This window comes from Microbacterium sp. WCS2018Hpa-9 (genome assembly GCF_031843745.1).
GTDB lineage: Bacteria > Actinomycetota > Actinomycetes > Actinomycetales > Microbacteriaceae > Microbacterium.
In genome coordinates, this window is record NZ_JAVTIY010000006.1 from 194,711 (window position 1) to 216,369 (window position 21,659).

The window sequence follows — 21,659 nt, forward strand, 5'->3', positions numbered from 1 at the left end:
CCTCAGTCGCGACCGCTGCGCCACAGCTTCGACGGCCACCAGATCACTCGGCCCAGGTCGTAGGCGAGCGCAGGCACGAGCAGCGAGCGCACCACGAACGTGTCGAGCAGCACGCCGAACGCGACGATGAACGCGAGCTGTGCCAGGAACAGGATCGGGATCACCGACAGGGCGGCGAACGTCGCAGCGAGCACGAGACCGGCGGAGGTGATCACGCCTCCCGTGATCGAGAGTCCGCGGAGAACTCCCTCGCGTGTGCCGTGTTCGAGCGACTCCTCGCGCACTCTGGTCATCAGGAAGATGTTGTAGTCGATGCCGAGCGCGACAAGGAACACGAATCCGTAGAGCGGCACGGCAGGGTCGGCGCCGGGGAAGTCGAAGACGCCGTTGAACATCAGCGCCGAGACGCCCATGGCCGTGCCGAACGACAGCACGGTGGTGATGATCAGCAGCACCGGGGCGAGGATCGAGCGCAGCAGCAGCATCAGGATGAGCATGATCACCACGAGGACCACCGGGATGATCAGGTTGCGGTCATGGATCGACGCGTCGTTCGTGTCGATCGCCGTCGCCGTCACACCGCCCACGAGAGCGTCGAGCTCGTTCAACTCTACACGCAGCTCGCGCACCGTGGCAGCAGCAGCATCCGAGTCGGCCGCGTCGGTCAAGGTGCCCTGGAGCAGCACCTCGCCGTCGACGACGGTGGGCTCAGGCACAGGGGTCCCTGGAGGGCCGATCGCGACCAGGCCGTCTTCAGTGACCGTCGCCGAACCGCTCGGCGAATCGGCAGCCGTCACCGAGACGCCGTCGATGCCGTCGTCGGCGAGCAGCACATCCGCCGCGTCCTGCAGCTTGTCCTCGGCGACCACCACGTACACGGGGCTGCCCGATCCTCCGGGGAAGTGCTCGCCCAGCGCGACCTGTCCGTCGCGAGCCTCCGAGGCGCCGAGCACGAGGTCGGACGCCGGCACCCCGACGGCGTTGAGCTGCAGCACGCCGGAGGCACCGGCGAGCAGCACCAGAGTCGTGACGATCCAGATCACGCGGGGGCTCTTGGTGATCAGGCGGGCCAGGCTCGCCCACAGCCCCGTCTTGCGCATGCCGTGCTCTTCGGCGACGACCTCGGGCTCGAACTTCGGACGCCGGGGCCAGAACACCGCGCGGCCGAACAGCAGCAGCAGGGCGGGCAGCAGCGTGAGGGCGGCGAGCATCGCGAACACGATGCCGATCGCGGCCACGGGCCCGAGGGTGCTGTTGGACTTGAGGTCGCTGAGCAGCAGGCACAGAAGGCCGGCGATCACGGTGCCGCCTGAGGCGACGATCGGCTCGAACGAGCCCTTCCACGCCGCGAGCACGGCTGTTCCCTTGTCCTGAACGACACGGAGTTCTTCACGGAACCGCGCCACGAAGAGCAGTGCGTAGTCGGTCGCCGCTCCGATCACCAGGATGAACAGGATGCCCTGGGTCTGTCCGCTGAGCAGCAGCACCTCGAACTTGGCGAGCCACCAGACGACGAGCAATGCCACGCAGAGCGCGAACAGGCTCGTCGAGAGCACGACGATGGGCAGCAGGAACGACCGGTAGACCAGCACCAGGATGACGAGCACGGCGAGGAGGGCAACGCCCAGCAGCAGTCCGTCGATGCCGGCGAACCCGGCGACGAGGTCTGCGCTGAACCCCGCAGGGCCCGTGATGTAGACGGCGACGCCGTCGGGAGCGGCTTCCCGCAGCTGAACGCCGAGTGCATCGACCGCATCGGCGAGCTCCGCGTCGCCCTCGATGGGGATGAACGCCTGCACGGCCTTGCCGTCTTCCGACGTCAGCGCGGGGGAGACGTCCTCGCTGACGCCCTCGACGGAGGGCGCGTCGGCCACGGCATCCGAGATGGTCTGCAGATCCGACTCCGCGAGCTCGTCGTCGGCGACGAAGACGGCGATCGCCGGGATGGCGTCGCTGTCGTTGAACTCGCCGAGGAGCTTCTGCACCTGAGTCGCATCAGCCGATTCGGGCAGATAGCTCGTCTGATCGTTCGACGAGACCTCGTCGACCTTGCCGAACAGCGGGCCGCCGAGCCCTGCCCCGACCAGCCACACCAGGATCAGGGCGACGGGGATGAGGACGCGCGCCCAGGAGTGTCGCCGCGTGCGCACTCGGGTCTGTGGGATGGGCGCGTGCTCAGGGCTGGACATCGGGTTCCTCTCGGGGGCTGCAGGGTGCGGATCAGCGGGGTGGGGGTCAGGAGACCCAGGCGAGGATGAGGATCATCGTCGCGAGGAACCCGGCGAAGTAGTTGAGGAAGATGAAACGCCGCCAGGCGCGGTTGGTGCCCGCGGACGTCTCGTCGGTGACGTTCCACCAGGGCGCGGCGTTCACGATGTAGGGCAGCGCGAGCGCGGCGCCCAGCGGGCCGGGCCATGACGTGAACAGCATCGCGATGCCGGCCAGCGCCCAGAGCACGATCGACAGCCGCACGGTCGCACGGGCCCCGATCACGGTCGCGATCGAGCCGATGCCCCCTTCGCGGTCGGGCGCGATGTCCTGCACCGCCCCGAAGGCGTGCGCGGCCATGCCCCACAGGAAGAAGGCGAGGAGCACGATGACGGCCGTGGGCGTGACAGACGCTTCGACCAGGGCGAGACCCACGATCGCGGGCGTCACGAAGTGCAGGCTCGAGGTCGTGGAATCGAGGAAAGGCCGCTCCTTGAAGCGGAGCTTCGGCGCGGAGTAGGCGATCACCGCGAACACGCTGATCGCCAGCCAGAACCAGGACACCGGGTTTCCGACCACCACGAGGTAGACGAGGAACGGCACGTTCGTCACGACCGCCGCCCACAGCGTGGCCCTGTGGATGCGGGGGGAGAGCAGTGCGCCCTCGATGCCGCCCTTGCGCGGGTTGGCGAGGTCGGACGCGTAGTCGAACACGTCGTTGATGCCGTACATCGCCAGGTTGTAGGGCACCAGGAAGTACAGCGTGCCGATGATCAGCGTGACGTCGATCTCGCGGGTGCTGAGAAGGTAGGCCGCAGCGAACGGGAAGGCCGTGTTGATCCAGCTGATCGGACGGGAGGACAGGAGGATCTGCGCGATGTCGCGACCGACGGATCCGCGGGTCGACGAGGTCACGAGGGGTCCTCATCGGTGGCTCGGATGCCGGTGCGGGCGCGTCGACGGGCGCGCAGTGCCGCCCACAGGGTCGGCAGCAGCACCGCCCCGGCGAGCGGATAGGCGAAGTCCTCGAGAGGCGCGAGGCCGATGTGCACGCCGAGCAGATGATCGGCGGAGTAGTGGAACAGTCCCGTCGCGATCATCACCGTGTCGAACACGGCGGTGAGGATGAAGAGCACGACGACGGTCGCGGCCATCGCGCCGAGGTGGGCGCGATGCCGACCCGAGACGACGGACAGGACGATGGCCGCCACCACCGCGGCCCCGACGAACCATGCGGAGAGCTCGAGGTAGGTCATCGTCCGACCTCGCTGGGGCGTCTGCTCAGTCTCGCCAGGATCCGCACAGCGCCGGTGTAGACGACCATCGTGCACACGACGAGGAACAGAAGGAAGACCGGCTCCTCGATCGGGAGCTCGGGTGCGAGGACGATTCCTGTCGCGATGGCCGACTCGCCGCGGAAGAAGATCCCTCCGGCGATGCCCGCGAGGTCCCAGACGAGGAAGAATGCGAACCCCACGACCGTGACGATGGCCGCGGTCACGGCGTCTCGCCAGAAGAAGAGCCGGAATCGCCAGTCGAGCAGCAGCATGCATCCGAGAGTGGCGAGCAGGAGCACCGGATACACGAAGCCCATCACGCCGTTCCGCTCGGGGATGCAGCGACGGTCGAGACGTCGAGTGGTCCGCCGGAGTGGTCGCCGCGGATCCGCTTGAGAACGATCTCGGCGCTGATCAGGCACATCGGCACGCCGACGCCCGGTGCCGTCGTGGCACCCGCGTAGTACAGTCCGGACACCTGGCGCGACTGGTTCTGAGCTCGGAACATCGCGCTCTGGGAGAGGATGTGCGCAGGCCCCAGCATCCCGCCGCGCCACGAGTTGTAATCCTCGAGGAAGTCAGCGGGGCCCTTCGTCTCACGCACCACGATGCGCTCGCGCAGGTCGTCGATGCCCGCCCAGCTCGCGATCTGGTCGATCGCGGCATCCGCTGCCTGTTCGATCGCCGCAGATCCGCCGCCGTCGGAGCCGCCGGCACCCAATGCCGTGTCGGCGGGGATCGGCACCAGCACGAAGAGGTTCTCGTGCCCTTCGGGGGCGACCGTGCTGTCAGTCGCGCTCGGACGACAGACATACGTCGAAGCTGGGGAGGGGATCTCTGGCGCATCGCCGAAGATGGCGTCGAAGTTGGCATCCCAGTCTTCGGTGAAGAACAGCGAGTGGTGCGGCAGCTCGGGGAGGGAGCCGCGGACGCCGAGCATCACGAGCACGGCGCCTGGTCCGCTGGTGCGCTGCTGCCACCACGAATCGGGGTACGTGCGAAGGTGCGGCGGGAGCAGCGCCGTCTCGGTGTGGTGCAGGTCGGCGCCGGAGACGACGATGTCGGCGTCTGCGGTGTGCGATACCCCGTCGGAGTCGCGCCACTCGACACCCGTCACGCTGGCTGAGCCCGATCGGATGCCGGTGCTGATCGCCGTGACGTCGGCATTCAGCACGATCCTGGCTCCCGCCGATTCGGCCAGCTCTGCGATGCGCTCGACGACTCGCCAGAACCCGCCCTGCGGGTAGCTGACGCCCTCGTCGAGGTCGAGAGCGCTCATCAGGTGGTACATCGCCGGGGCGGTGCGGGGATCCGTGCCGAGGAAGACCGCGGGGTATCCGAGCAGCTGACGGATGACCGGATCGCGGAACCGCCGGGCGGCGAACGACTGCAGGCGTGTGCCCAGAAGCGTGAACAGACGAGGAAGGGCTCGCAGCACCTCAGGCGTCATGAGCGTGCGCAGACGCGTGAACGGGTTGTAGAGGAAGTAGCGCTCTGCCATGACGCGCGCGTCGTGCGCCGAGTCGAGATACGCGTCGAGCGCCTGCGCCGAGCCGGGCTCGCGGGACTCGAACAGACGAGACACCGCCGCGCGCCCGGTGGGCACGGTGACGGAGGGCGATGGACGCCCGTCCGATTCCGGTTGCTGGAAGACGCGGTATCCAGGATCGAGGAGCGTCAGGTCGAGTTGATCCTGGGTCGAGGTGCCCATCATCTCGAAGAAGTGATCGAACACCTCGGGCATGAGGTACCACGACGGCCCGGAGTCGAACCGGAAGCCGTCGCGCTCGATGGTGCCCGCGCGACCGCCGACTCGGCTGTTCTTCTCATAGACGGTCACATCGTGACCCTCGCGGGCGAGCAGGCCTGCGACAGCGAGACCGGCGACTCCCGCGCCGATCACTGCGACCCGGCTCATCGGTTCCGCTCCATAGCCGTCACGAGCGTCGACCGTGCGGCCAACAGCGCCTTGATCGGATCGGGCACGCGCACCCGTCGCTCGTAGAGGCTCGAGGCCGGAGTCTTCGCGACCCGTCTCGTCAGGGCGGCGAACAGCGCGTGGGCGCTGCGCACGGCGGCGCGGGCGTCCTTGGGCAGCAGGGGGATCGAGCGCGCCGCATCGTCGAGCTGTGCCGTGATCGTGCGCACCCAGTCGTCGCGGTCGGCATCGGTGAGTCGGCCGCCGTCGCCGAGGTAGCTGCGCTGCAGGCGCTCGGTGTCATCGGCGAGGTCACGCAGGAAATTGACGTTCTGGAACGCCGCGCCGAGCTGTCGCGCTCCATGGGTCAGGGTCTCGAGTTCGCCGGCCGTGCGCTTCTCGTCTCGCAGGAACACCCGCAGGCACATCAGCCCGACCACCTCGGCCGAGCCGTACACGTAGCGCTCGTGCGCCGCGGCGTCATAAGCGGTGAAGCCGCTGTCTGCTGCGATGTCGGCGGCCATCGAGTCGAAGAACGGCTGGGTGAGGTCCTCGCCGATCCCGCACTCCCTCGCCGTGCGCGCGAATGCGTGCAGCACCAGGTCGGTGCTGTATCCGACGCTCATCGCCCGGTGCGTCTCGGCCACATAAGACGCGAGCGCGTCGGTCTGGGCTGACTCGTCGAGCCCTGCCTGCGCCGCGACGCCGTCGACGATCTCGTCGGCGATGCGCACCATGGCGTAGATGTTGCGCACGTGCTGGCGATGTCTCTCGCCGAGCAGTCGCGTCGCGAGTCCGAACGACGTGGAGTAGGTGCGGATGACCTCGGTGGATGCCGTGTCGGCGGCGCGGTTGAATCGCCCCAGACTCGCACCCGCCGCGTCATGAGGGGAAGGGGTCATGCCTGGCGTCCTTCGAGGCGAGAGGCGGAGACGAGGATCGACCGCGCGGCATCCGAGCTGATCTCGCCAGCGAGCTCTGCGTCGGACAGCAGCGCGTAGACCGCGTCGAGCTGATCGCCGATGAGGCCGATGACGAATCGCTCGGCTCCGCATTCGCTCAGCAGATCGCGCACTCCGGTGGCGTCCTGCAGGCTCAGGTCGGCGGAGCCGAATCGGGGCTCGATGCGCTCCCACGTGCTGGTCGAGCGAGCGAAGGCGATGAGTGCCGTCTCCTTGCCCTCGCGCAGATCGGAGAACGCATCCTTGCCGTGCGTGCGGTGGTCTCCGAAGACGCAGAGCAGGTCGTCCTGCAGCTGGTACGCGAGGCCCAGATGGCGGCCGACGGACTGCAGCGTCGCCTCGGCAGAAGCGGAGGATTCGGCGAGGAGCGCCGCCGCGCGCAGCGGCAGCGAGAACGAGTACGTCGCCGTCTTGTAGACGCTCATGGTGAGCACGGTGTCGACGTCGGAGGCGATGATCCCGTGGCTCAGCGCGACGTCGGTGTGCTCGCCCGCCACAGTCTCGAGGATGGTCTGTTCGACGAGATCGAGCAGGCGTCGTCGTGCGTGAGTCGAGACCTCGGCCCGGGCGAAGCCCATGATCGCGGCCGAGAGCATCAGGTCGCCCATCAGGATCGCGCTGGATCTTGCCCAGTGCAGCGAGTCCTCTTCTGAGGTGCCGGGCGCGCCTGCCGCGAGCTGTCCGATCAGGTTCGGTCGCTTGCGGCGGGTCAGGTCTCCGTCGATGACATCGTCGTGCAGCAGGAAGGCATAGTGCAGCAGCTCGATGTGCGTCGCGATGTCGACGGCGGCCATCGTCGCGCTGTCGTCTGCCGACGGCACCAGTGCGCGGTGGATGTCGAGCAGCAGCCTCGGGCGCACCAGCTTGCCGCCGAGGGCATGGTCTGCGGTCGCGCGCCAGAGAGCGGCGAACTCGGTTCCATACGCCTCGGCGTTCTCGCAGTGCAGGGCGAAACGCCGGCGGAGCGTCTCTTCGACTCGACTGCTCAGGTCTTCTCGCGGCGCGGCCTGCGTCACGGTGGTTGTCATGGTCACACCACCCCGAGGTCGCGGAGCTGGGGGAGCTGCTCGACGAGCCATGGGCTGAAGGCGAAGGGAGCGCCGATCACGGAGTCGGCGAACTCCGCCGGGTCGACCCATGCCCACTCGGCGACCTCGTCGGGGTCGGGGGAGAGGGGGCCGTCTGCAACGGCCACATGGACGGGACAGATCTCGTTCTCGACGATCCCGCTCGCGTCGACGGCCCGGTAGCGGTAGTCGGGCAGCACCAGGGAGATGTCGGTGAGCCGGAGTCCGAGTTCGTCGTGCGCGCGGCGATGCACCGCATCCGTCATGTCCTCGCCGGGGCGGGGGTGACCGCAGAAGCTGTTGGTCCAGACGCCGGGCCACGTGCGCTTCGCGAGTGCTCGTCGCGTCACGAGCAGCCGCCCCTCGCGGTCGAAGACGTGGCAGGAGAAGGCCAGATGAAGAGGGGTATCGGTCGTATGCACCGTGTCTTTCGCACGGGTACCGATCGCGACTCCGTCTGCAGAAAGGAGGGTGACCTCATCCAACGGGGGAACCTCCTCGATTTTCGCTAGCTTAGCTAATAATCAACATAACATGAAACATTCGTGTGTAGCATGATGTCATGCACGACGGATCCGACGCCACCCCCCACGCAGGCGGGGCGTCCGATGTGCTCTCTCGACAGGTCGCGAGCGCGCCCGACGGCGTCGCTCACGCAGCGATCTACGACGTCGAATCGGCGGATCCGCGAAGCATCCTGATCGACCGGTCGGGGGTCGCCCCTGAGGACCTGCGCCAGATAGCGTTGGTCATGGGAGCGCTCGGCGAGCTCAGGGACGCCGAGCAGAAGCTGTCGCTTGCCTCGCGTCGCTACATGCGTCTGAACGACACGGACATGCGCGCGCTGCATTATCTGATCGTCTGCGCGAACCGCGGCGCGACCGCGACTCCCGGGGGTATCGCTACCCACCTCGGGATCTCGACGGCGTCGACGACGAAGCTGCTCGACCGCCTAGAGAAGGGCGGGCACATCCGGCGTGCGCCGCATCCGACCGACAGGCGTGCTCTCGCGATCACCATCACCCCGGAGACGCGACAGGCAGCGATGGAGACGGTGGGTCGTCAGCAGGCCAAACGCTTCTATTCAGCGGCGCGGCTGACTGCGGATGAGCGTGATGTCGTCATCCGATTCCTGTCGGACATGGCCCGGGAGATCACGCTCCGGGATGAGCCGTGGGCCCAACCCGGAGTCGCGTCCTCCGAGTGATTCAGTGCGCGGCGTTGTACGCCTCGACGACCGGAGCAGGAATACGGCCCCGCTCCGAGAGCGTGTAGCCGTTGTCGTTGGCCCATGCCCTGATCGCGGCGACCTCGGGATTGCGACCGGCGCGCTTGCGAGGCGCAGCCGATCGCGCCGACACAGCGGAGCCGGCCCGACGCCCTGCCGAGATGTACGGCTCGAATGCTGCGCGCAATTCTTCCGCGTGCGCGGTATTCAGGTCGATTTCGTAAGAGGTTCCATTCAGCGAGAAATGCACGGTCTCGCCTTCACCGACTTCAAGAACGCTTCCGTCGATGTCGTCTACCAGCTGGTGCACAATTCTTCTTGCCATGGAAATGACCATACTCCGAATTGACGAGTTCGGGAATGTTACTCGTGACCGGGGTCGATCAATTTCAGGCCGACGATGCATCCGACGAGTCCGAGAAGCAGCAGGATCCGCGCCCAGGAGACCTCACTGTCACCCGTGACCATGGCCCAGATGACGGTGAGTGTCACCCCGATTCCGACCCATACGGCATATGCGGTGCCGGTCGCGATATCACGCATCGCAAATGCGAGCCCGATCATCGAGAGGACCAGACCGCCCACGAAGATGATGCTCGGCCACAGCTTGGTGAGTCCCTCGGATTTGCCCAGGGCAGTCGCCCACACGGCTTCGAGAACTCCGGAGATGATCAGCACTATCCACGACATGACGGTCCTTTCGGACCAGTCTTTTCGCTCACCGGGTACTGGTCTGCCTCGTCCGGGGCCGGGGTTCACCGACCAGTATCCACGATAGCCGTCAGCTCTGAGCAGTGCCTGTGCAGCGCTGCTGTTCCGGCTGCCGCGCGTGCAGTCGGCTCAGGGAAGCAGGCCGGCGCGGCGCGCCTTGGCCACGGCAGCATGGCGGGTCGAAGCATCGAGCTTCGACATCGCCGTGCCGAGGTACGCCTTGACCGTGCCCTCGCGGAGGCCCAGCTGGCCGGCGATCTCCGCATTCGTCGCGCCCAGGGCTGCGCAGGCGAGCACATCGGTCTCCCGACGGGAGAGATGGACGGTCGAGATCGGCCCTGTTCCCGTCGGGACAGCGTCCTCCGCGAGCATCACGAGACGTTGCTCCACCTGCGCGATTCGCGCGCGCAGATCGGAGTCGTCGACGGACGCCGCGATGCTGCGAAGCTCGGCGAAGCTCTCGCGCAGCTCTTCGCGATGACGGGGCGCGACGGATGCGGATGCCGGTGTCACCGCACGCAGTCGTCGCTCCACCTCGTCGCGGACGCGAAGCTCCTCCGCCACCGACTGCGCGACCTGCATCGCCGGAGCGGTCGTCACGCCTCCGACGGGCGTCCTGTCCCAGGCGCCGGCATAGAGGACGCCCCGAGGGCGACCGCTCACGACGATGGGCAGAGCGAGCAGGGTCCGCAGTCCTTCGCCGAGCACGAACACGTCGTAGTCGTGCGTGATCTGCTGCGAGGATCCGTAGTCGCTGGTCATCCGAGGGCGCAGTTCCATCATCGCCCGCCCTCCGAGCCCGCGCTCGGGTCTCACGCGCAGTCCGTCGAGACTGCGGGTGCGGTTTCCGACGATGCTGGTGACGCTGACGACGCCCTCGTCGATGAGTCCGCCGAAGGCGACGGGGAACCGGGTGCGCTGAGCGAGCTCGCGCACCGCTCTCGCGACGAGCTCGGTCTCTGATTCCATCTGGGTCGATGTGCTCACGACTACCTACTTTCGGGGGTGACGGCGCTGTTCCCCGTTTCGTAGCGTCGACCCTATCATTCGCCTGGGAAGCCGGAGCGAGCCGCAGCACATGAGGCAAGGAGGCCCCATGACCGACCATCCGACGGCAGATTCGCCGGGAGCGATCGATTACATCGCTGTCGAGCAATCACCACGATTCCGCGAGTTGAAGAAGACGCAGCGATCGTTCATCTTCCCGCTCGCGGCGTTCTTCCTCATCTGGTATTTCGTCTACGTCCTGCTCGCCGCCTTCGCCACCGACTTCATGTCGCAGAGAGTGTGGGGCGATATCACCGTCGGGCTGCTCATGGGGCTCGGACAATTCGTGACCACCTTCGCGATCACGATGGGATACGTCGCGTTCGCCAATCGGCGTCTCGATCCGATCGCCACCGAGATCCGTGAAGAACTCGAGAAGGCGCAGGGAGAAGCATGAACATCATTCACGCAGCCACCCAGCCGGTCACGGCCGAGAGCAATCCCGTGCTCAACATCTCGATCTTCCTGGCTTTCGTCGCGGTGACCCTGTTCATCGTGATTCGCGCGAGCAAGAACAACAAGACAGCGGCTGACTACTATGCCGCCGGCCGCTCGTTCACGGGGCCGCAGAACGGTTTCGCGATCGCCGGCGATTATCTGTCCGCGGCCTCTTTCCTCGGAATCTGCGGAGCGATCGCGATCAACGGTTACGACGGATTCCTGTATTCGATCGGATTCCTCGTCGCCTGGCTCGTCGCACTGCTCCTCGTCGCAGAGCTCATGCGCAACACCGGCAAGTTCACGATGGCCGACGTGCTGTCCTTCCGTCTGAAGCAGCGCCCAGTGCGCATGGCGGCCGCGATCACGACGCTCGCCGTGTGCTTCTTCTACCTGCTCGCGCAGATGGCGGGTGCCGGCGGCCTGGTCTCGCTGCTGCTCGGAATCGAAGGCCGGATCGGGCAGTCGATCGTGATCGCCGTGGTCGGTCTGCTGATGATCGTCTACGTCCTCATCGGCGGAATGAAGGGCACGACCTGGGTGCAGATCGTCAAGGCGTTCCTGCTCATCGGCGGTGCCATCGCGATGACGATCTGGGTGCTGGCGATCAACGGGTTCAGCCTCAACACGCTGCTCGAGGCAGCGGTGGCGAACTCCGACAAGGGCGATGCCATCCTCGGCCCGGGACTTCAGTACGGTGCGAACCCCTGGGACTTCGTGTCCCTCGGAATGGCTCTCGTGCTCGGAACCGCCGGGCTCCCGCATGTGCTGATGCGCTTCTACACGGTGCCCACCGCCAAGGAGGCTCGTCGTTCCGTGGTGTGGGCCATCTGGCTCATCGGCGGCTTCTACCTGCTGACGCTGGTGCTCGGCTACGGAGCGGGCGCGCTCGTCGGCGCTGATGTGATCGCGGCAGCACCCGGTGGACCGAACTCGGCCGCACCGCTGCTCGCGCTGTATCTGGGCGGGCCGGTGCTGCTCGGCTTCATCTCGGCGGTCGCGTTCGCGACCATCCTCGCCGTGGTCGCCGGACTCACGATCACGGCAGCCGCCTCGTTCGCGCACGACATCTATGCGAACGTGATCCAGAAGGGCCGGAAGGACTCCGCGGGCAATCCGGTCGAGCCCGACCCCGACGGTGAGGTGCGCGTCGCGCGGCGAACGGTGGTCGTGATCGGCATCCTCGCCATCGTCGGCGGCATCGGCGCACAGGGGCAGAACATCGCCTTCCTCGTGGCGCTCGCCTTCGCGGTCGCCGCCTCGGCGAATCTGCCGACGATCCTCTACTCGCTGTTCTGGAGACGATTCAACACGCGAGGCGCCGTCTGGAGCATGTACGGCGGTCTGGCGGCGGCGATCATCCTCATCGTCCTGTCGCCGGTGTTCTCGGGTTCGCCGACGTCGATGATCCCGGGAATCGACATCGTCCTGTGGCCGATGAACAATCCGGGCATCGTGTCGATCCCTCTCGGCTTCTTCCTCGGCTGGCTCGGAACCGTCACGAGTCGCACCAAGGAATCGCCGCTCCTGGCCGCCGAGATGGAGGTGCGCTCGCTGACCGGGTTCGGAGCAGAGAAAGCCGTGGATCACTGATCCGGCGGTGACGCGAACGTGGACCCCGACGGCCTACTCGTCGGGGTCCACGTCGTGTGCGGTCAGCGGTGCGACTCGAGATCGAGAAGGAACTTCTTGCGCTCGGGATGCGCGCCGTACTGCCCCGCCGTTCCATCCGATCGCACCACGCGGTGCACGGGGACGACGATCGAGAAGGGTGTGAGGCGGCACGCGGTGCCGACGGCGCGCGCGGCGCCGGGGCGGCCGGACAGTGCCGCGATCTCGCCGTAGCTCATCGTCTCTCCCCACTCGATCGTGCTGATCGTCTGCAGAGCGGCGCGGGCGAACCCGTTCGCGAGGCGCCAATCGAACGTCAGGTGATCGTCGAAGCGCACCGGCGAGCCGTCGAAGTACGCGTCGAGGAGCTCGGTGACCTCGTCGGCTGCCCCGGGGTCGGGCTCGGGGACGGTGCCGAGCTGCACGGAGACGTTCTCGAGAACCCAGGGAACCGAGGGATCGTCCGATTCCGAGAGATCGAATCGGACAAGACCGTCGTCGGAGAACACGGCGAGGGCGTCTCCGAACGGGGTCGGTGCGAAGTCGTAGCGGAAGGTCATGCGTCCATACTGACCGTCTCGCTCGCACACCTGCATCATCACGAACGCGACCGGGGGAGACCCCGCCGACTCGCGGCCTGCGTGCAGAAGCAGTCCGCAGACGCCCGGTGCAGGCCTTTGAGGGGCGGAAATGCGGTGAAACCCGCCAGGGATACCGGCTGCGGGGCGAGGCGCGCTTAGTGTGTGAGGTGTGTGGCGACGTGAAGGCAAGGCTGCGGGTGACGCAGCGACCGATGCCGCAGTGACCCTCGGCGAGTTGCACGAGCCGGTCGCCGGTATCGGCATCGCGCATGCCGCAGAGGCGGAGCGCACCCGTCTGCGTGCTGAAGCCGCGGACCTCGGCGGCTCATCGCCGCTGGTCAACTTCCGCGACACCGTCGAGTCCGGCATCGACATCTCGAAGGCCCACCCCGGCAGCCTTCCCCAGTTCATCACCGGCAAGTCCACCCTGCTGTCGAACCTCTATCGCGACGAGGTCGGACTGCGGACCGCGAGGCTCGCCGCCGAGCGGATCACCGCGAAGAACACCGAGCTGCGCACCGTGCGCGGTATCGAAGCCGTGCACCTCGCGGTCGGCGTCGCGGGATGGCGCATCGGCGGGGCGGAGTTCTCGGCACCCGTGCTCCTTCGGCCGCTGGCGATCCGTCGACACCATTCCGACTTCGAGCTCAAGCTGCAGGGCGCGTTCGAGGTGAATCCGGAGCTGGTGCGGATCGCGCGCGAGCACTTCGGCATCACGATCGATGCCGCAGCGCTCGCCGCCCTCGCCTACGACGGCGGGATCTTCAAGCCCCAGCCGGTGATCGACAGCCTGCGTGCCACGACGCGATCGATCGACACGTTCACTGTGCTGCCGAGGCTCGTGGTCTCGACCTTCGCCGATGTGGGTGGCGCGATGTCCCGCGACGGGGGCAGCCTCGACCATGTCGTGCTCAACGCCCTCGCCGGACACGTCGGCGACCGCGAACAGGTCTCCGCTCGCAGACCCGACCCGCACCACACCGGACCGGATGACCGCGCACCGGCATCCGACAATCTGCTGCTCGACGCGGATGCCGAGCAGGAGGCCCTGCTCGCCAAGATCGCGGCCGGCCATTCGCTGACAGTCGCGACTCTCCCCGGCACCGGCGGCACGCAGACCGTGATCAACGCGCTCGGCGAACTCGTGCGCGCCGGCAAGCGCGTGCTCGTCGTCTCTGCTCGGCGCTCTACCCTCGACGGCGTGAGGCACCGCCTCGCGGGCATCGGTCTCGACAGCCTGGCGGTCTCACCCGCCAGCGTGCGCCGCGACCTCGTGCGTGCGATCGGCAGGAACGAGAAGGCGACCGCTCCGAAGGTCAGCGACGTCGATGACGCGCTGGTGCGTCTGCGCGCCGTGCTGCGGGACTACCGGCACGCGCTCACCGCTCCCGTCGCGGGAACGAACTCGTCGGTGCTCGACGCCACGCGTCACCTCACGAGGCTCGCCTCGCTGCCCACTCCGCCCTCGACCACCGCGCGGCTCAGCGCCGAGACCCTCCGCCGTCTCGCCGACGATCGCTCATCGGCTGCCGCAGCGCTCGCGCACGCGGCGCGCCTGGGCGAGTTCCGCTTCGGCCCGAACGACTCACCCTGGTACGGCGTGACCTTCTCGAGCACGGAGGCTGCGAAGTCCGCACATCAGCTGGCGGCGCGCCTGCACTCCGAGAGCGTGCCTGCCGTGCTCGAGCGCGGTTATGCGCTGATCGCCCAGACGCACATGCGTCCGTTCTCGACCATCGACGAGCTCGGCGAGTACCTGCGGCTCCTGCAGGGCATCCGTGATTCCCTCGACCGGTTCAGCCCCACCGTGTTCGAGCGCCCGCTGGGGGAGCTGATCCAGGCCCACGGTTCGCGACGCGATGCGCCGGCCATGTCCGGAGCCAACCGGCGCCGTCTGCGTCGACTCGCGAAGGAATACGTCCGCCCCGGAGTGCACGTCACCGAGATGCATGAGTCGCTGCTGCGCATCCAGGCGCAGCGCACCCAGTGGCAGCGGTTCGTGGACGCCGGTGTCGCACCCGAGGTTCCGCTCGGCCTCGCCGACGTCTACGCCTCCTGGCAGCGGGTCACCGCCGAGCTCGCAGAGCTGGACGTCGCGCTCGGGCGCAGGGAGCCGCTCTCGACTCTCCCCGTGGCCCGCCTCGTGCGCACTCTCGCCGGCCTCGCAGCCAAATCCGACGTCTTCGACAACCTCGTGGAGCGCGCGCAGCTGCGCGATCGACTGGCCGAGCTCGGTCTCGAGCCGCTGCTCGCGGAGTTGTCCGTTCGGCATGTCGCCGAGTCGCGTGTGGGAGACGAGCTGGAATTCGCGTGGTGGCAGACGCTGCTCGAGCGCGCTCTGCAGGAAGACCGGGCGCTGCTCGGCGCGAACACGGCGGTGGTCGATCGGCTCGAGCGGGACTTCCGTCTCGTCGACGAGGCGCACGCCGCGATGGCGGGTCCGCTTCTCGCATGGCAGCTCGCGAACCAGTGGAAGATCGCTATCGTCGACGAGCCGCAGGAATCCCAGAACCTGAGGCGCGCACTGAAGCAGCCGGCGACGACGACGGCCGAGATCGTGAGCTCCGCGCCCACCCTCGTCGACGTACTCGCGCCGGTCTGGATCTCGTCGCCCTACCTCGTGCCGCAGATCCCCGATTCGGTCGAGTTCGACGCGGTCCTCCTCGTGGATGCGGCCGCGATCAACCTGGCTGAAGCCGCCCCGGCGATCCGCCGCGCCCGTCAGGTCGTGGCGTTCGGCGACCCGGTCACGCAGCTGCCGACCGCGTTCCACGTCGCCGTCGATCCGGGTTCCGAGTGGGAGCATGAGGTTCCCTTCGACTCCGTGTCGGTGTTCGAGCGGCTCTCCGAGCTGCTTCCGGTGATGACCCTCACGCGCAGCTATCGCGCCGGTGGCGAAGACCTCGCCGAGCTCATCAACGACGCGTTCTACGGCGGCGAGATCGTCTCCCTGCCCTGGGCCGGGTCGTACCTGGGCCGCGGCAGCCTCACCGTCGACTACGTCGAAGGCGGCACGGGAGCCCCCGACCCCGTGTCTGGCGCGGTGGAGAGCCCCGAGGCCGAGGTCGCGCGCGTCGTCACCCTGGTCGTCGAGCATGCCGTGCACCGCCCCGATGAGTCGCTGATGGTCGTCACGGCGAGCAGACGTCACGCCGAGCGCGTGCGCGCGGCGGTCACCTCCGCCTTCGCCGGACGATCGGATGTCGCCGACTTCGTCGGTCGTGACACCGCCGAGCCCTTCGCGGTGCTCACCCTCGAGGAGTCCGTGGCCGAGAGCCGCGACCGTGTGATCTTCTCGCTCGGCTACGGCCTCACCAAGCACGGCCGGGTGCTCAGCGACTTCGGTGACCTTTCGACGCCGGATGGCGAGCGGCTGCTCACGGTGGGAATGACCCGCGCCCGGCGATCGATGGTCATCGTCTCGTCGATCCGACCCTCCTCGTTCGATGACGGTCGCCTCGAGTTCGGCGCGGCCACGCTGATGTCTATCCTGGGTGGCCTCGCCACCCGCGCGCGCGATGCGCGCCTCGAAGACCTCGCCGATCCGCTGACGCTCGCGCTCGCGCGGGAGCTGCGCCGTCTCGGCGCCGCCGTCGACGTCGACTACCGCGGCCTGCTGCCGCTCGTCGCCCAGCACAACGGCAAGGCGGTCGTGATCGAGTCCGACCCCGAGTCGCGAGGGGAGTCGCTGCGCGAGACGCTCCGACTGCGCCCGCATGTGCTGCGCCGACTCGGCTGGCACTACGTGCGCGTGCATGCGTTCGACCTCTACAGCGACCCTGTCACCGCGGCCACCCGCATCGCCGGAGTCCTGGGCATCTCGGCATCTGCGGCTCGCGCCGACAACGACACGCAGCCGATCGATCTCTCCGATCCGCAGAATGACTGACGAACGCGACCCTGACGCGCCCCGGCAGAAGGTCGTGCGGGTTGCCGGATCGAGACGCGCCCGCCTGACTCCGGTGCCGGGCACCGACACCGACCCGGAGCGGGTCGCGAAGGAGACGAATCGGCCGAAGGGCCCGAGGGGTCCGAACGACGATCAGCTGCTGCAGGACGTGCCCCCGCACTACTGAGCGCCTGCCCCCGAGTTCTCCGCAGGGGATACGACGAAGCGCACGGCCCGACCAGGACCGTGCGCTTCGTCGTAGGACGACGGTGCGTCAGCTGCGCGAGTTGTTCCTGGCGAGCAGGTCGCGGATCTCGACGAGCAGCTCGGCCTCGGTGGCCGCGGCCGGCTCCTCCTCGGGCTGCTCGGCCGGGGTACCCTTGCGGGCCTCGACGTGCGCCTTGAACGTGTTCATCGGCAGCACGAAGACGAAGTACACGACCAGGGCGACCGAGAGGAAGCTGATGATCGCCGAGATCAGGTCGCCGATGGGGAACGTGACCTGGTCGCCGTAGATGCTCGTCAGCTGCGGCCCGAAGTTTCCGGTCGCGTCTGCCTTGAAGAACAGGGAGACGAGCGGGGTGATGATGCTGTTGACCACGGCGGTGACGATCGCCGTGAACGCGGTGCCGATGACCACGGCGACGGCCAGGTCGATCACGTTGCCGCGGAGGATGAAGTCCTTGAAGCCCTTGAGCATGATGAGTGCCTCCGAAGAGTCGATGTGGTCAGGATGAGGTGCTGGTCGAGGCGGGCGCCGGAGTGGTGCTCTTCGCCGGCTCCGACTTCAATGATGCCGGTGCGGACGTCGATGCGCCAGAACCCGCGCGCGAGTCGTTGCGGTAGAAGCCCGATCCGTTGAACGTCACGCCGATCGATCCGTACTGCTTGCGCAGCTCGCCGCCGCACTCGGGGCAGACGGTGAGAGCGTCGTCCGAGAAGCTCTGCACGGCGTCGAAGGCGTGGCCGCACGAACGGCAGGCGTAGGCATAGGTGGGCATGGCGATCCTCGCGGGTCAGCGTCGCGTCGGCGACAGGTGGAGGGTCTGCGTGGGAGTGACGACGCCGGACACCGGCTGATCGTGCACCTCCCTCGGCAGGAAGTCGAGTACCTCGGAATCATAGATGACTGCGTAGACAGGCGGGCACTTCTGCATCGATCCGATGGTCTTGTCGAAGTATCCGCGCCCCCAGCCCATGCGCATCCCGGTGCGGTCGACCGCGGCGGCAGGGATGATCATCAGGTCGACGTCGTTCACGGCGATCGGACCGAGCAGCTCGCCGGTCGGCTCAGGCAGCCCGAACAGGCCCTCGGCGACGTCGTCGTCATCGGTAGCCACCGCCCAGTCGAGCAGACCGTCTGCGCGCGTCACCGGAAGCAGGACCCGGATGCCGCGGCGGACAGCCCGGGAGACGAACTCCCTCGTGCCGGGTTCGGTCGTGGTCGAGAGGAAGCATGAGATCGACCGGGCGCCGAGTGACTCGACGAGTTCGTCGAGATGCTGCGTGATGGCGGATGCCGCGGTCTCTCGCTGGGAGTCGCTCAGCAGCTGGCGGCGCTCGCGGAGCTCGGCGCGGAGTGCGCGCTTCTCATGCTCGACGTCGTGGGGCATGCCTCCGAGTCTACGGTGGCATCCCCACTAGGCTGTGTGGATGGGTATTAGGAAGATGAAGGCTGTCATTCCCGCCGCAGGACTGGGAACACGGTTCCTGCCTGCGACGAAGGCGATGCCGAAGGAGATGCTGCCGGTCGTCGACAAGCCGGCCATCCAGTACGTCGTAGAAGAGGCGGCCAGCGCAGGGATCGACGACATCCTCGTCATCATCGGTCGCAACAAGAACGCGATCTCCAACCACTTCGACTCGGTTCCCGAGCTCGAGGTGAAGCTGATGGAGAAGGGCGACACCGGTCGCCTGGCGCGGGTGATTCACTCGAGTGATCTCGCTGACATCCACTTCGTCCGTCAGGGCGAGCCGAAGGGCCTCGGTCACGCGGTGCTGCGTGCGCGCACCCACGTCGGCGACAGTTCTTTCGCCGTGCTCCTGGGCGACGACCTCATCGACGAGCGCGACCAGCTGCTGACCGAGATGATCGCAGAGCACGAGCGCTCCGGCGCCGCGGTGATCGCCCTCATGGAGGTCGACCCCTCGAACATCCACATGTACGGCGCCGCAGCCGTCGAGGACATCGAAGGATCGGACGCCGTGCGCGTGACCGACCTCGTCGAGAAGCCGGCCGCCGAGGACGCTCCGTCGAACCTCGCGATCATCGGTCGCTATGTTCTTCCCGCGTCGATCTTCGAGGTGCTCGAGCACACCGAACCCGGCAAGGGCGGAGAGATCCAGCTGACCGACGCGCTGCAGGTGCTGGCGACCCGACCCGAGGGCCCCGGTGTGGTCGGCGTGATCTTCCGCGGCCGCCGGTACGACACGGGTGACCGCGTCGACTACATCAAGGCGATCGTGCAGCTGGCCTCGGACCGGGACGACCTCGGCCCCGAACTGCGACCGTGGCTCAAGGAGTTCGCGGAACGCCTCTAGGCGTCATCGCGGGGTCGTGAACGCGCGGATGGATCAGGCGACGGGGATGCGGCACGGTCCCATCGAGCTGCGCCTGGTGCGCTCTCGGGACGCGAGGGCTCTGCAGCACGAGCTGTTGAGCAACCGCTCCTGGTTGCAGCCGTGGGAGGCCACCGTCCCGTACGGCTCGGTCTCGTTCGACATGCGGCTCAGCATCCGTCGTCTGCTGCAGCAGTACCGAGACGGCGCCGGCTACCCGTTCGTCATGGAGTACGACGGCGAGATAGCCGGGCAGCTCAACGTCTGGGGAGTCGCCAGGGGGTCGCTGTGCTCGGCGACCATCGGCTACTGGGTGAGCGAGCGGTTCGCCGGTAAGGGCATCACGCCGACGGCGGTCGCACTCGCGACGGACGCCTGCTTCACCGAGTACGCACTGCATCGCATGGAGATCTGCATCCGTCCCGAGAACGTCGCGAGTCTGAGAGTCGTGCAGAAGCTCGGATTCCGCTATGAAGGGCTGCGTCGCCGGTACATCCACATCGACGGCGACTGGCGCGATCACTACGCGTTCGCCCTGACGCGTGAGGACGTGCCGCAGGGTGTGCTGGCCCGCTGGTTGAACGGCGAGGTGCCCCCGGACGCCGCGACGATCCCTCCTTCCGACCGTTTCGCGCTCTGACACGCCGCTGACTTCAGAACTCGTCGCGACACACGCTGCCACTGAGCGTCGTGACCCTCGATGTTCCCGTACCGTTGTCGACATGGACGGGCCAGTGCTGAGCGGGGGAGTGATAGTCCTCGTCGCCGTGCTCCTGTGGATGCTCTATCTGCTGCCGTCATGGCGCGGACGCTTCCAGTACGACGCCGCAGAGCGCAACGCCGTCAGGCTGAATCAGGCCCTTCGGGTGCTCGCTGAGACCAGCGAGACCCCCGGCGAGGTTCGTCTCGAGCTCAACGCGCGGACGGCTCTCGCGCAGCAGAAGCTCGCGAAGCGCCTGCAGTCCGAGAAGGAAGCCGCCGAGCTCATGCTTCTGCGTGAAGAGCTCGCGGCCACGAGGGCCGATCCGGTCATCCGCCAGGCACGCGCTCGTCGCCGCGTGCGCATCGTAGCCACCTCGACTCTTCTTCTCGGTCTCGTCATCACGGGACTGGGCGTGTGGCAGCTGATCGCCGTTCAGGCGCAGCTGCTGCTGTGGATCGGCGGTGCGATGATCGTCGTGGCCGGCTATGCCCTGCAGCGCATGTCGTCGGTCGCTGCTCGCGCGGCCCGACGCTCCGTTCGGGTCGCCGAGCAGCCCGTGCAGCGGGTGGCACCCGAACTGCACGACCAGGGTCGAGCGACGTGGACTCCGCGTCCGCTGCCCGAGCCGCTGGTGACCGTCGCAGGCTCTCGTGCGCAGGTCGCGCGAGCAGAGCTCGATGCCCAGGAGGAGCGCCGCACCGCGGCTCGCCTCGCAGAGCTGCGCGAGCGTGCCGAGCGCCTGGCGCCCGCGACACCGGTGCAGATCCCCGCCGCCGCTTCGGCAGCATCTTCTCCCTTCGCGAAGATGGGATACGTCGACGACGCCGAGATCGAGGCGCACGTTCGCGACCTCCTCGCGAAGCGCGCAGCAAGCTGATCAGCGAGGCACGAGCAGGTCTTCGAGCGTGATAGCGTAGAAGACGTCAGGGCCTATGGCGCAGTTGGTAGCGCGCCTCGTTCGCATCGAGGAGGTCAGGGGTTCGAATCCCCTTAGGTCCACCGACAGAAAGACCCCGCGAGCACCGCTCGCGGGGTCTTTTGTTGTCTGTCAGACTCGTGCGCGACGACGGCTGAGGGCGGCGTCGACGAGGGTCGCGGCGCCAGCACCCACCGCGTACGCGGCGAGGTCGCGCACGTCGAAGCCGACCCCGAGGACGAGTCGCACCGGCCAGAAGCTCTCAGCCCACAACCCCGGCAGGCCGGTGAGCTGGAAGCACTCGATCAGCGTGCACAGGGCCAGCGCGGTCACGCCGACGATCCAGAAGGCGGTGCGAGGGGCCGCGACGGCGATGACGAGGTAGATCATCACCGCATAGAGGGCGTCGCCGGCCAGGTCCGCCACCGGACCGCTGCCGGCGATGTGCGTGACGAGACCCGCCGCGACCACCAGCACGGCGCTGACGAGCAGACGTCGTCGCCGCGCACCGACGAGCGGATCGCGAGGCGGGGTCGACGGCATC

The 21,659-nt window shown here is 67.7% G+C and carries 24 protein-coding genes, 1 tRNA gene and 1 riboswitch; of the genes, 9 read left to right on the forward strand and 16 right to left on the reverse strand.

What is annotated here, in order from left to right; genetic code table 11:
- Positions 1–2: 2 nt before the first annotated feature.
- Genes RQG82_RS13960 through idi form a run of 8 tightly spaced genes read right to left on the reverse strand, consistent with a single transcriptional unit; the run spans position 3 to position 7,917 of the window.
- A complete protein-coding gene (locus RQG82_RS13960) occupies positions 3–2,189 on the reverse strand; it encodes an MMPL family transporter (RefSeq protein WP_311259652.1) in 2,187 nt (728 codons plus the stop codon).
- A 46-nt stretch (positions 2,190–2,235) separates the two neighbouring features.
- The gene (locus RQG82_RS13965) at positions 2,236–3,123 is read right to left on the reverse strand and encodes a prenyltransferase (RefSeq protein ID WP_311259653.1); all 888 of its coding nucleotides are present in this window, start codon (positions 3,121–3,123) and stop codon (positions 2,236–2,238) included.
- Positions 3,120–3,464, reverse strand: coding sequence for a lycopene cyclase domain-containing protein (locus tag RQG82_RS13970; RefSeq protein WP_311259654.1), 345 nt, complete (start codon positions 3,462–3,464; stop codon positions 3,120–3,122). Before RQG82_RS13970 ends, RQG82_RS13965 begins: the two co-directional genes overlap by 4 nt.
- A complete protein-coding gene (locus RQG82_RS13975) occupies positions 3,461–3,802 on the reverse strand; it encodes a lycopene cyclase domain-containing protein (RefSeq protein ID WP_311259789.1) in 342 nt (113 codons plus the stop codon). The genes RQG82_RS13970 and RQG82_RS13975 overlap by 4 nt, the downstream gene beginning before the upstream one ends.
- Positions 3,802–5,403 carry a phytoene desaturase family protein gene (gene crtI / locus RQG82_RS13980; protein WP_311259655.1) on the reverse strand — a complete coding sequence of 534 codons (1,602 nt, stop codon included), beginning with the start codon at positions 5,401–5,403 and terminating at the stop codon, positions 3,802–3,804. Before crtI ends, RQG82_RS13975 begins: the two co-directional genes overlap by 1 nt.
- Complete coding sequence (locus RQG82_RS13985) at positions 5,400–6,305, reverse strand: squalene/phytoene synthase family protein (protein ID WP_311259656.1); 906 nt, start codon at positions 6,303–6,305, stop codon at positions 5,400–5,402. The genes crtI and RQG82_RS13985 overlap by 4 nt, the downstream gene beginning before the upstream one ends.
- Positions 6,302–7,393 carry a polyprenyl synthetase family protein gene (locus RQG82_RS13990; RefSeq protein ID WP_311259657.1) on the reverse strand — a complete coding sequence of 364 codons (1,092 nt, stop codon included), beginning with the start codon at positions 7,391–7,393 and terminating at the stop codon, positions 6,302–6,304. The genes RQG82_RS13985 and RQG82_RS13990 overlap by 4 nt, the downstream gene beginning before the upstream one ends.
- A 2-nt stretch (positions 7,394–7,395) precedes the next feature.
- On the reverse strand, positions 7,396–7,917 hold the full coding sequence (gene idi, locus RQG82_RS13995) for an isopentenyl-diphosphate Delta-isomerase (protein ID WP_311259658.1): 522 nt from the start codon (positions 7,915–7,917) through the stop codon (positions 7,396–7,398).
- A gap of 77 nt (positions 7,918–7,994) precedes the next feature.
- On the opposite strand from idi, the gene RQG82_RS14000 reads away from it, so the two are divergent.
- On the forward strand, positions 7,995–8,639 hold the full coding sequence (locus tag RQG82_RS14000) for a MarR family transcriptional regulator (RefSeq protein ID WP_311259659.1): 645 nt from the start codon (positions 7,995–7,997) through the stop codon (positions 8,637–8,639).
- Position 8,640: 1 nt separating this feature from the next.
- On the opposite strand, the gene RQG82_RS14005 is transcribed toward RQG82_RS14000, so the two are convergent.
- The 3 genes from RQG82_RS14005 to RQG82_RS14015 form a co-directional block, all read right to left on the reverse strand.
- Positions 8,641–8,985 carry an Lsr2 family protein gene (locus RQG82_RS14005; protein ID WP_311259660.1) on the reverse strand — a complete coding sequence of 115 codons (345 nt, stop codon included), beginning with the start codon at positions 8,983–8,985 and terminating at the stop codon, positions 8,641–8,643.
- Positions 8,986–9,023: 38 nt separating this feature from the next.
- The gene (locus tag RQG82_RS14010; protein WP_311259661.1) at positions 9,024–9,350 is read right to left on the reverse strand and encodes a multidrug efflux SMR transporter; all 327 of its coding nucleotides are present in this window, start codon (positions 9,348–9,350) and stop codon (positions 9,024–9,026) included.
- A gap of 10 nt (positions 9,351–9,360) precedes the next feature.
- Positions 9,361–9,428, reverse strand: a riboswitch (guanidine-III (ykkC-III) riboswitch).
- Between the two features lie 72 nt (positions 9,429–9,500).
- Entirely contained in the window at positions 9,501–10,358 is an 858-nt protein-coding gene (locus tag RQG82_RS14015) for a LuxR C-terminal-related transcriptional regulator (protein ID WP_311259662.1), read from the reverse strand.
- Between the two features lie 109 nt (positions 10,359–10,467).
- Here RQG82_RS14015 and RQG82_RS14020 point away from each other — a divergent pair, with 109 nt between their 5' ends.
- Both RQG82_RS14020 and RQG82_RS14025 read left to right on the forward strand, forming a co-directional pair.
- Positions 10,468–10,815 carry a DUF485 domain-containing protein gene (locus RQG82_RS14020; RefSeq protein WP_311259663.1) on the forward strand — a complete coding sequence of 116 codons (348 nt, stop codon included), beginning with the start codon at positions 10,468–10,470 and terminating at the stop codon, positions 10,813–10,815.
- Positions 10,812–12,449, forward strand: a complete 1,638-nt coding sequence (locus RQG82_RS14025; protein ID WP_311259664.1) for a cation acetate symporter — start codon at positions 10,812–10,814, stop codon at positions 12,447–12,449. The genes RQG82_RS14020 and RQG82_RS14025 overlap by 4 nt, the downstream gene beginning before the upstream one ends.
- Before the next feature lie 62 nt (positions 12,450–12,511).
- Here RQG82_RS14025 and RQG82_RS14030 read toward each other — a convergent pair whose 3' ends face one another.
- Entirely contained in the window at positions 12,512–13,027 is a 516-nt protein-coding gene (locus tag RQG82_RS14030; RefSeq protein ID WP_311259665.1) for a methylated-DNA--[protein]-cysteine S-methyltransferase, read from the reverse strand.
- 190 nt (positions 13,028–13,217) lie between these two features.
- On the opposite strand from RQG82_RS14030, the gene RQG82_RS14035 reads away from it, so the two are divergent.
- The gene (locus tag RQG82_RS14035) at positions 13,218–16,937 is read left to right on the forward strand and encodes an AAA family ATPase (protein WP_396653626.1); all 3,720 of its coding nucleotides are present in this window, start codon (positions 13,218–13,220) and stop codon (positions 16,935–16,937) included.
- Positions 16,930–17,124 carry a hypothetical protein gene (locus RQG82_RS14040; RefSeq protein WP_311259666.1) on the forward strand — a complete coding sequence of 65 codons (195 nt, stop codon included), beginning with the start codon at positions 16,930–16,932 and terminating at the stop codon, positions 17,122–17,124. Before RQG82_RS14035 ends, RQG82_RS14040 begins: the two co-directional genes overlap by 8 nt.
- Positions 17,125–17,211: 87 nt before the next feature.
- Here the strand turns inward: RQG82_RS14040 and mscL are convergent, their stop codons facing one another.
- From mscL to RQG82_RS14055, 3 genes are read right to left on the reverse strand one after another with little or no spacing between them, the layout of a single operon-like run.
- On the reverse strand, positions 17,212–17,637 hold the full coding sequence (gene mscL, locus RQG82_RS14045; protein ID WP_311259667.1) for a large conductance mechanosensitive channel protein MscL: 426 nt from the start codon (positions 17,635–17,637) through the stop codon (positions 17,212–17,214).
- A gap of 28 nt (positions 17,638–17,665) precedes the next feature.
- Positions 17,666–17,938, reverse strand: a complete 273-nt coding sequence (locus RQG82_RS14050) for an FmdB family zinc ribbon protein (RefSeq protein ID WP_311259668.1) — start codon at positions 17,936–17,938, stop codon at positions 17,666–17,668.
- 15 nt (positions 17,939–17,953) lie between these two features.
- Positions 17,954–18,550 carry a 5-formyltetrahydrofolate cyclo-ligase gene (locus RQG82_RS14055; protein ID WP_311259669.1) on the reverse strand — a complete coding sequence of 199 codons (597 nt, stop codon included), beginning with the start codon at positions 18,548–18,550 and terminating at the stop codon, positions 17,954–17,956.
- Positions 18,551–18,590: 40 nt separating this feature from the next.
- Between RQG82_RS14055 and galU the strand changes: the two genes are divergently transcribed.
- From galU to RQG82_RS14075, 4 genes are all read left to right on the forward strand, one after another.
- Positions 18,591–19,478 carry a UTP--glucose-1-phosphate uridylyltransferase GalU gene (gene galU, locus RQG82_RS14060; protein ID WP_311259670.1) on the forward strand — a complete coding sequence of 296 codons (888 nt, stop codon included), beginning with the start codon at positions 18,591–18,593 and terminating at the stop codon, positions 19,476–19,478.
- A gap of 46 nt (positions 19,479–19,524) precedes the next feature.
- Positions 19,525–20,136 carry a GNAT family protein gene (locus RQG82_RS14065; RefSeq protein WP_309694366.1) on the forward strand — a complete coding sequence of 204 codons (612 nt, stop codon included), beginning with the start codon at positions 19,525–19,527 and terminating at the stop codon, positions 20,134–20,136.
- 82 nt (positions 20,137–20,218) lie between these two features.
- Positions 20,219–21,076, forward strand: a complete 858-nt coding sequence (locus RQG82_RS14070) for a hypothetical protein (protein WP_311259671.1) — start codon at positions 20,219–20,221, stop codon at positions 21,074–21,076.
- A 49-nt stretch (positions 21,077–21,125) separates the two neighbouring features.
- Positions 21,126–21,198 (forward strand) — tRNA-Ala (locus RQG82_RS14075).
- 49 nt (positions 21,199–21,247) lie between these two features.
- Here RQG82_RS14075 and RQG82_RS14080 read toward each other — a convergent pair.
- Positions 21,248–21,658, reverse strand: a complete 411-nt coding sequence (locus RQG82_RS14080; RefSeq protein ID WP_311259672.1) for a DUF2809 domain-containing protein — start codon at positions 21,656–21,658, stop codon at positions 21,248–21,250.
- Position 21,659: the final 1 nt, after the last annotated feature.

Bases quoted from the DNA above. Each gene is read 5' to 3' on its own strand.
- RQG82_RS13960 (WP_311259652.1), bottom strand. From the start codon at position 2,189: ATGTCCAGCCCTGAGCACGCGCCCATCCCACAGACCCGAGTGCGCACG.
- RQG82_RS13970 (WP_311259654.1), bottom strand. From the start codon at position 3,464: ATGACCTACCTCGAGCTCTCCGCATGGTTCGTCGGGGCCGCGGTGGTG.
- RQG82_RS13975 (WP_311259789.1), bottom strand. From the start codon at position 3,802: ATGGGCTTCGTGTATCCGGTGCTCCTGCTCGCCACTCTCGGATGCATG.
- crtI (WP_311259655.1), bottom strand. From the start codon at position 5,403: ATGAGCCGGGTCGCAGTGATCGGCGCGGGAGTCGCCGGTCTCGCTGTC.
- RQG82_RS13985 (WP_311259656.1), bottom strand. From the start codon at position 6,305: ATGACCCCTTCCCCTCATGACGCGGCGGGTGCGAGTCTGGGGCGATTC.
- RQG82_RS13990 (WP_311259657.1), bottom strand. From the start codon at position 7,393: ATGACAACCACCGTGACGCAGGCCGCGCCGCGAGAAGACCTGAGCAGT.
- RQG82_RS14000 (WP_311259659.1), top strand. From the start codon at position 7,995: ATGCACGACGGATCCGACGCCACCCCCCACGCAGGCGGGGCGTCCGAT.
- RQG82_RS14005 (WP_311259660.1), bottom strand. From the start codon at position 8,985: ATGGCAAGAAGAATTGTGCACCAGCTGGTAGACGACATCGACGGAAGC.
- RQG82_RS14010 (WP_311259661.1), bottom strand. From the start codon at position 9,350: ATGTCGTGGATAGTGCTGATCATCTCCGGAGTTCTCGAAGCCGTGTGG.
- RQG82_RS14020 (WP_311259663.1), top strand. From the start codon at position 10,468: ATGACCGACCATCCGACGGCAGATTCGCCGGGAGCGATCGATTACATC.
- RQG82_RS14025 (WP_311259664.1), top strand. From the start codon at position 10,812: ATGAACATCATTCACGCAGCCACCCAGCCGGTCACGGCCGAGAGCAAT.
- RQG82_RS14030 (WP_311259665.1), bottom strand. From the start codon at position 13,027: ATGACCTTCCGCTACGACTTCGCACCGACCCCGTTCGGAGACGCCCTC.
- RQG82_RS14040 (WP_311259666.1), top strand. From the start codon at position 16,930: ATGACTGACGAACGCGACCCTGACGCGCCCCGGCAGAAGGTCGTGCGG.
- mscL (WP_311259667.1), bottom strand. From the start codon at position 17,637: ATGCTCAAGGGCTTCAAGGACTTCATCCTCCGCGGCAACGTGATCGAC.
- RQG82_RS14050 (WP_311259668.1), bottom strand. From the start codon at position 17,938: ATGCCCACCTATGCCTACGCCTGCCGTTCGTGCGGCCACGCCTTCGAC.
- RQG82_RS14055 (WP_311259669.1), bottom strand. From the start codon at position 18,550: ATGCCCCACGACGTCGAGCATGAGAAGCGCGCACTCCGCGCCGAGCTC.
- galU (WP_311259670.1), top strand. From the start codon at position 18,591: ATGGGTATTAGGAAGATGAAGGCTGTCATTCCCGCCGCAGGACTGGGA.
- RQG82_RS14065 (WP_309694366.1), top strand. From the start codon at position 19,525: ATGCGGCACGGTCCCATCGAGCTGCGCCTGGTGCGCTCTCGGGACGCG.
- RQG82_RS14070 (WP_311259671.1), top strand. From the start codon at position 20,219: ATGGACGGGCCAGTGCTGAGCGGGGGAGTGATAGTCCTCGTCGCCGTG.
- RQG82_RS14080 (WP_311259672.1), bottom strand. From the start codon at position 21,658: ATGCCGTCGACCCCGCCTCGCGATCCGCTCGTCGGTGCGCGGCGACGA.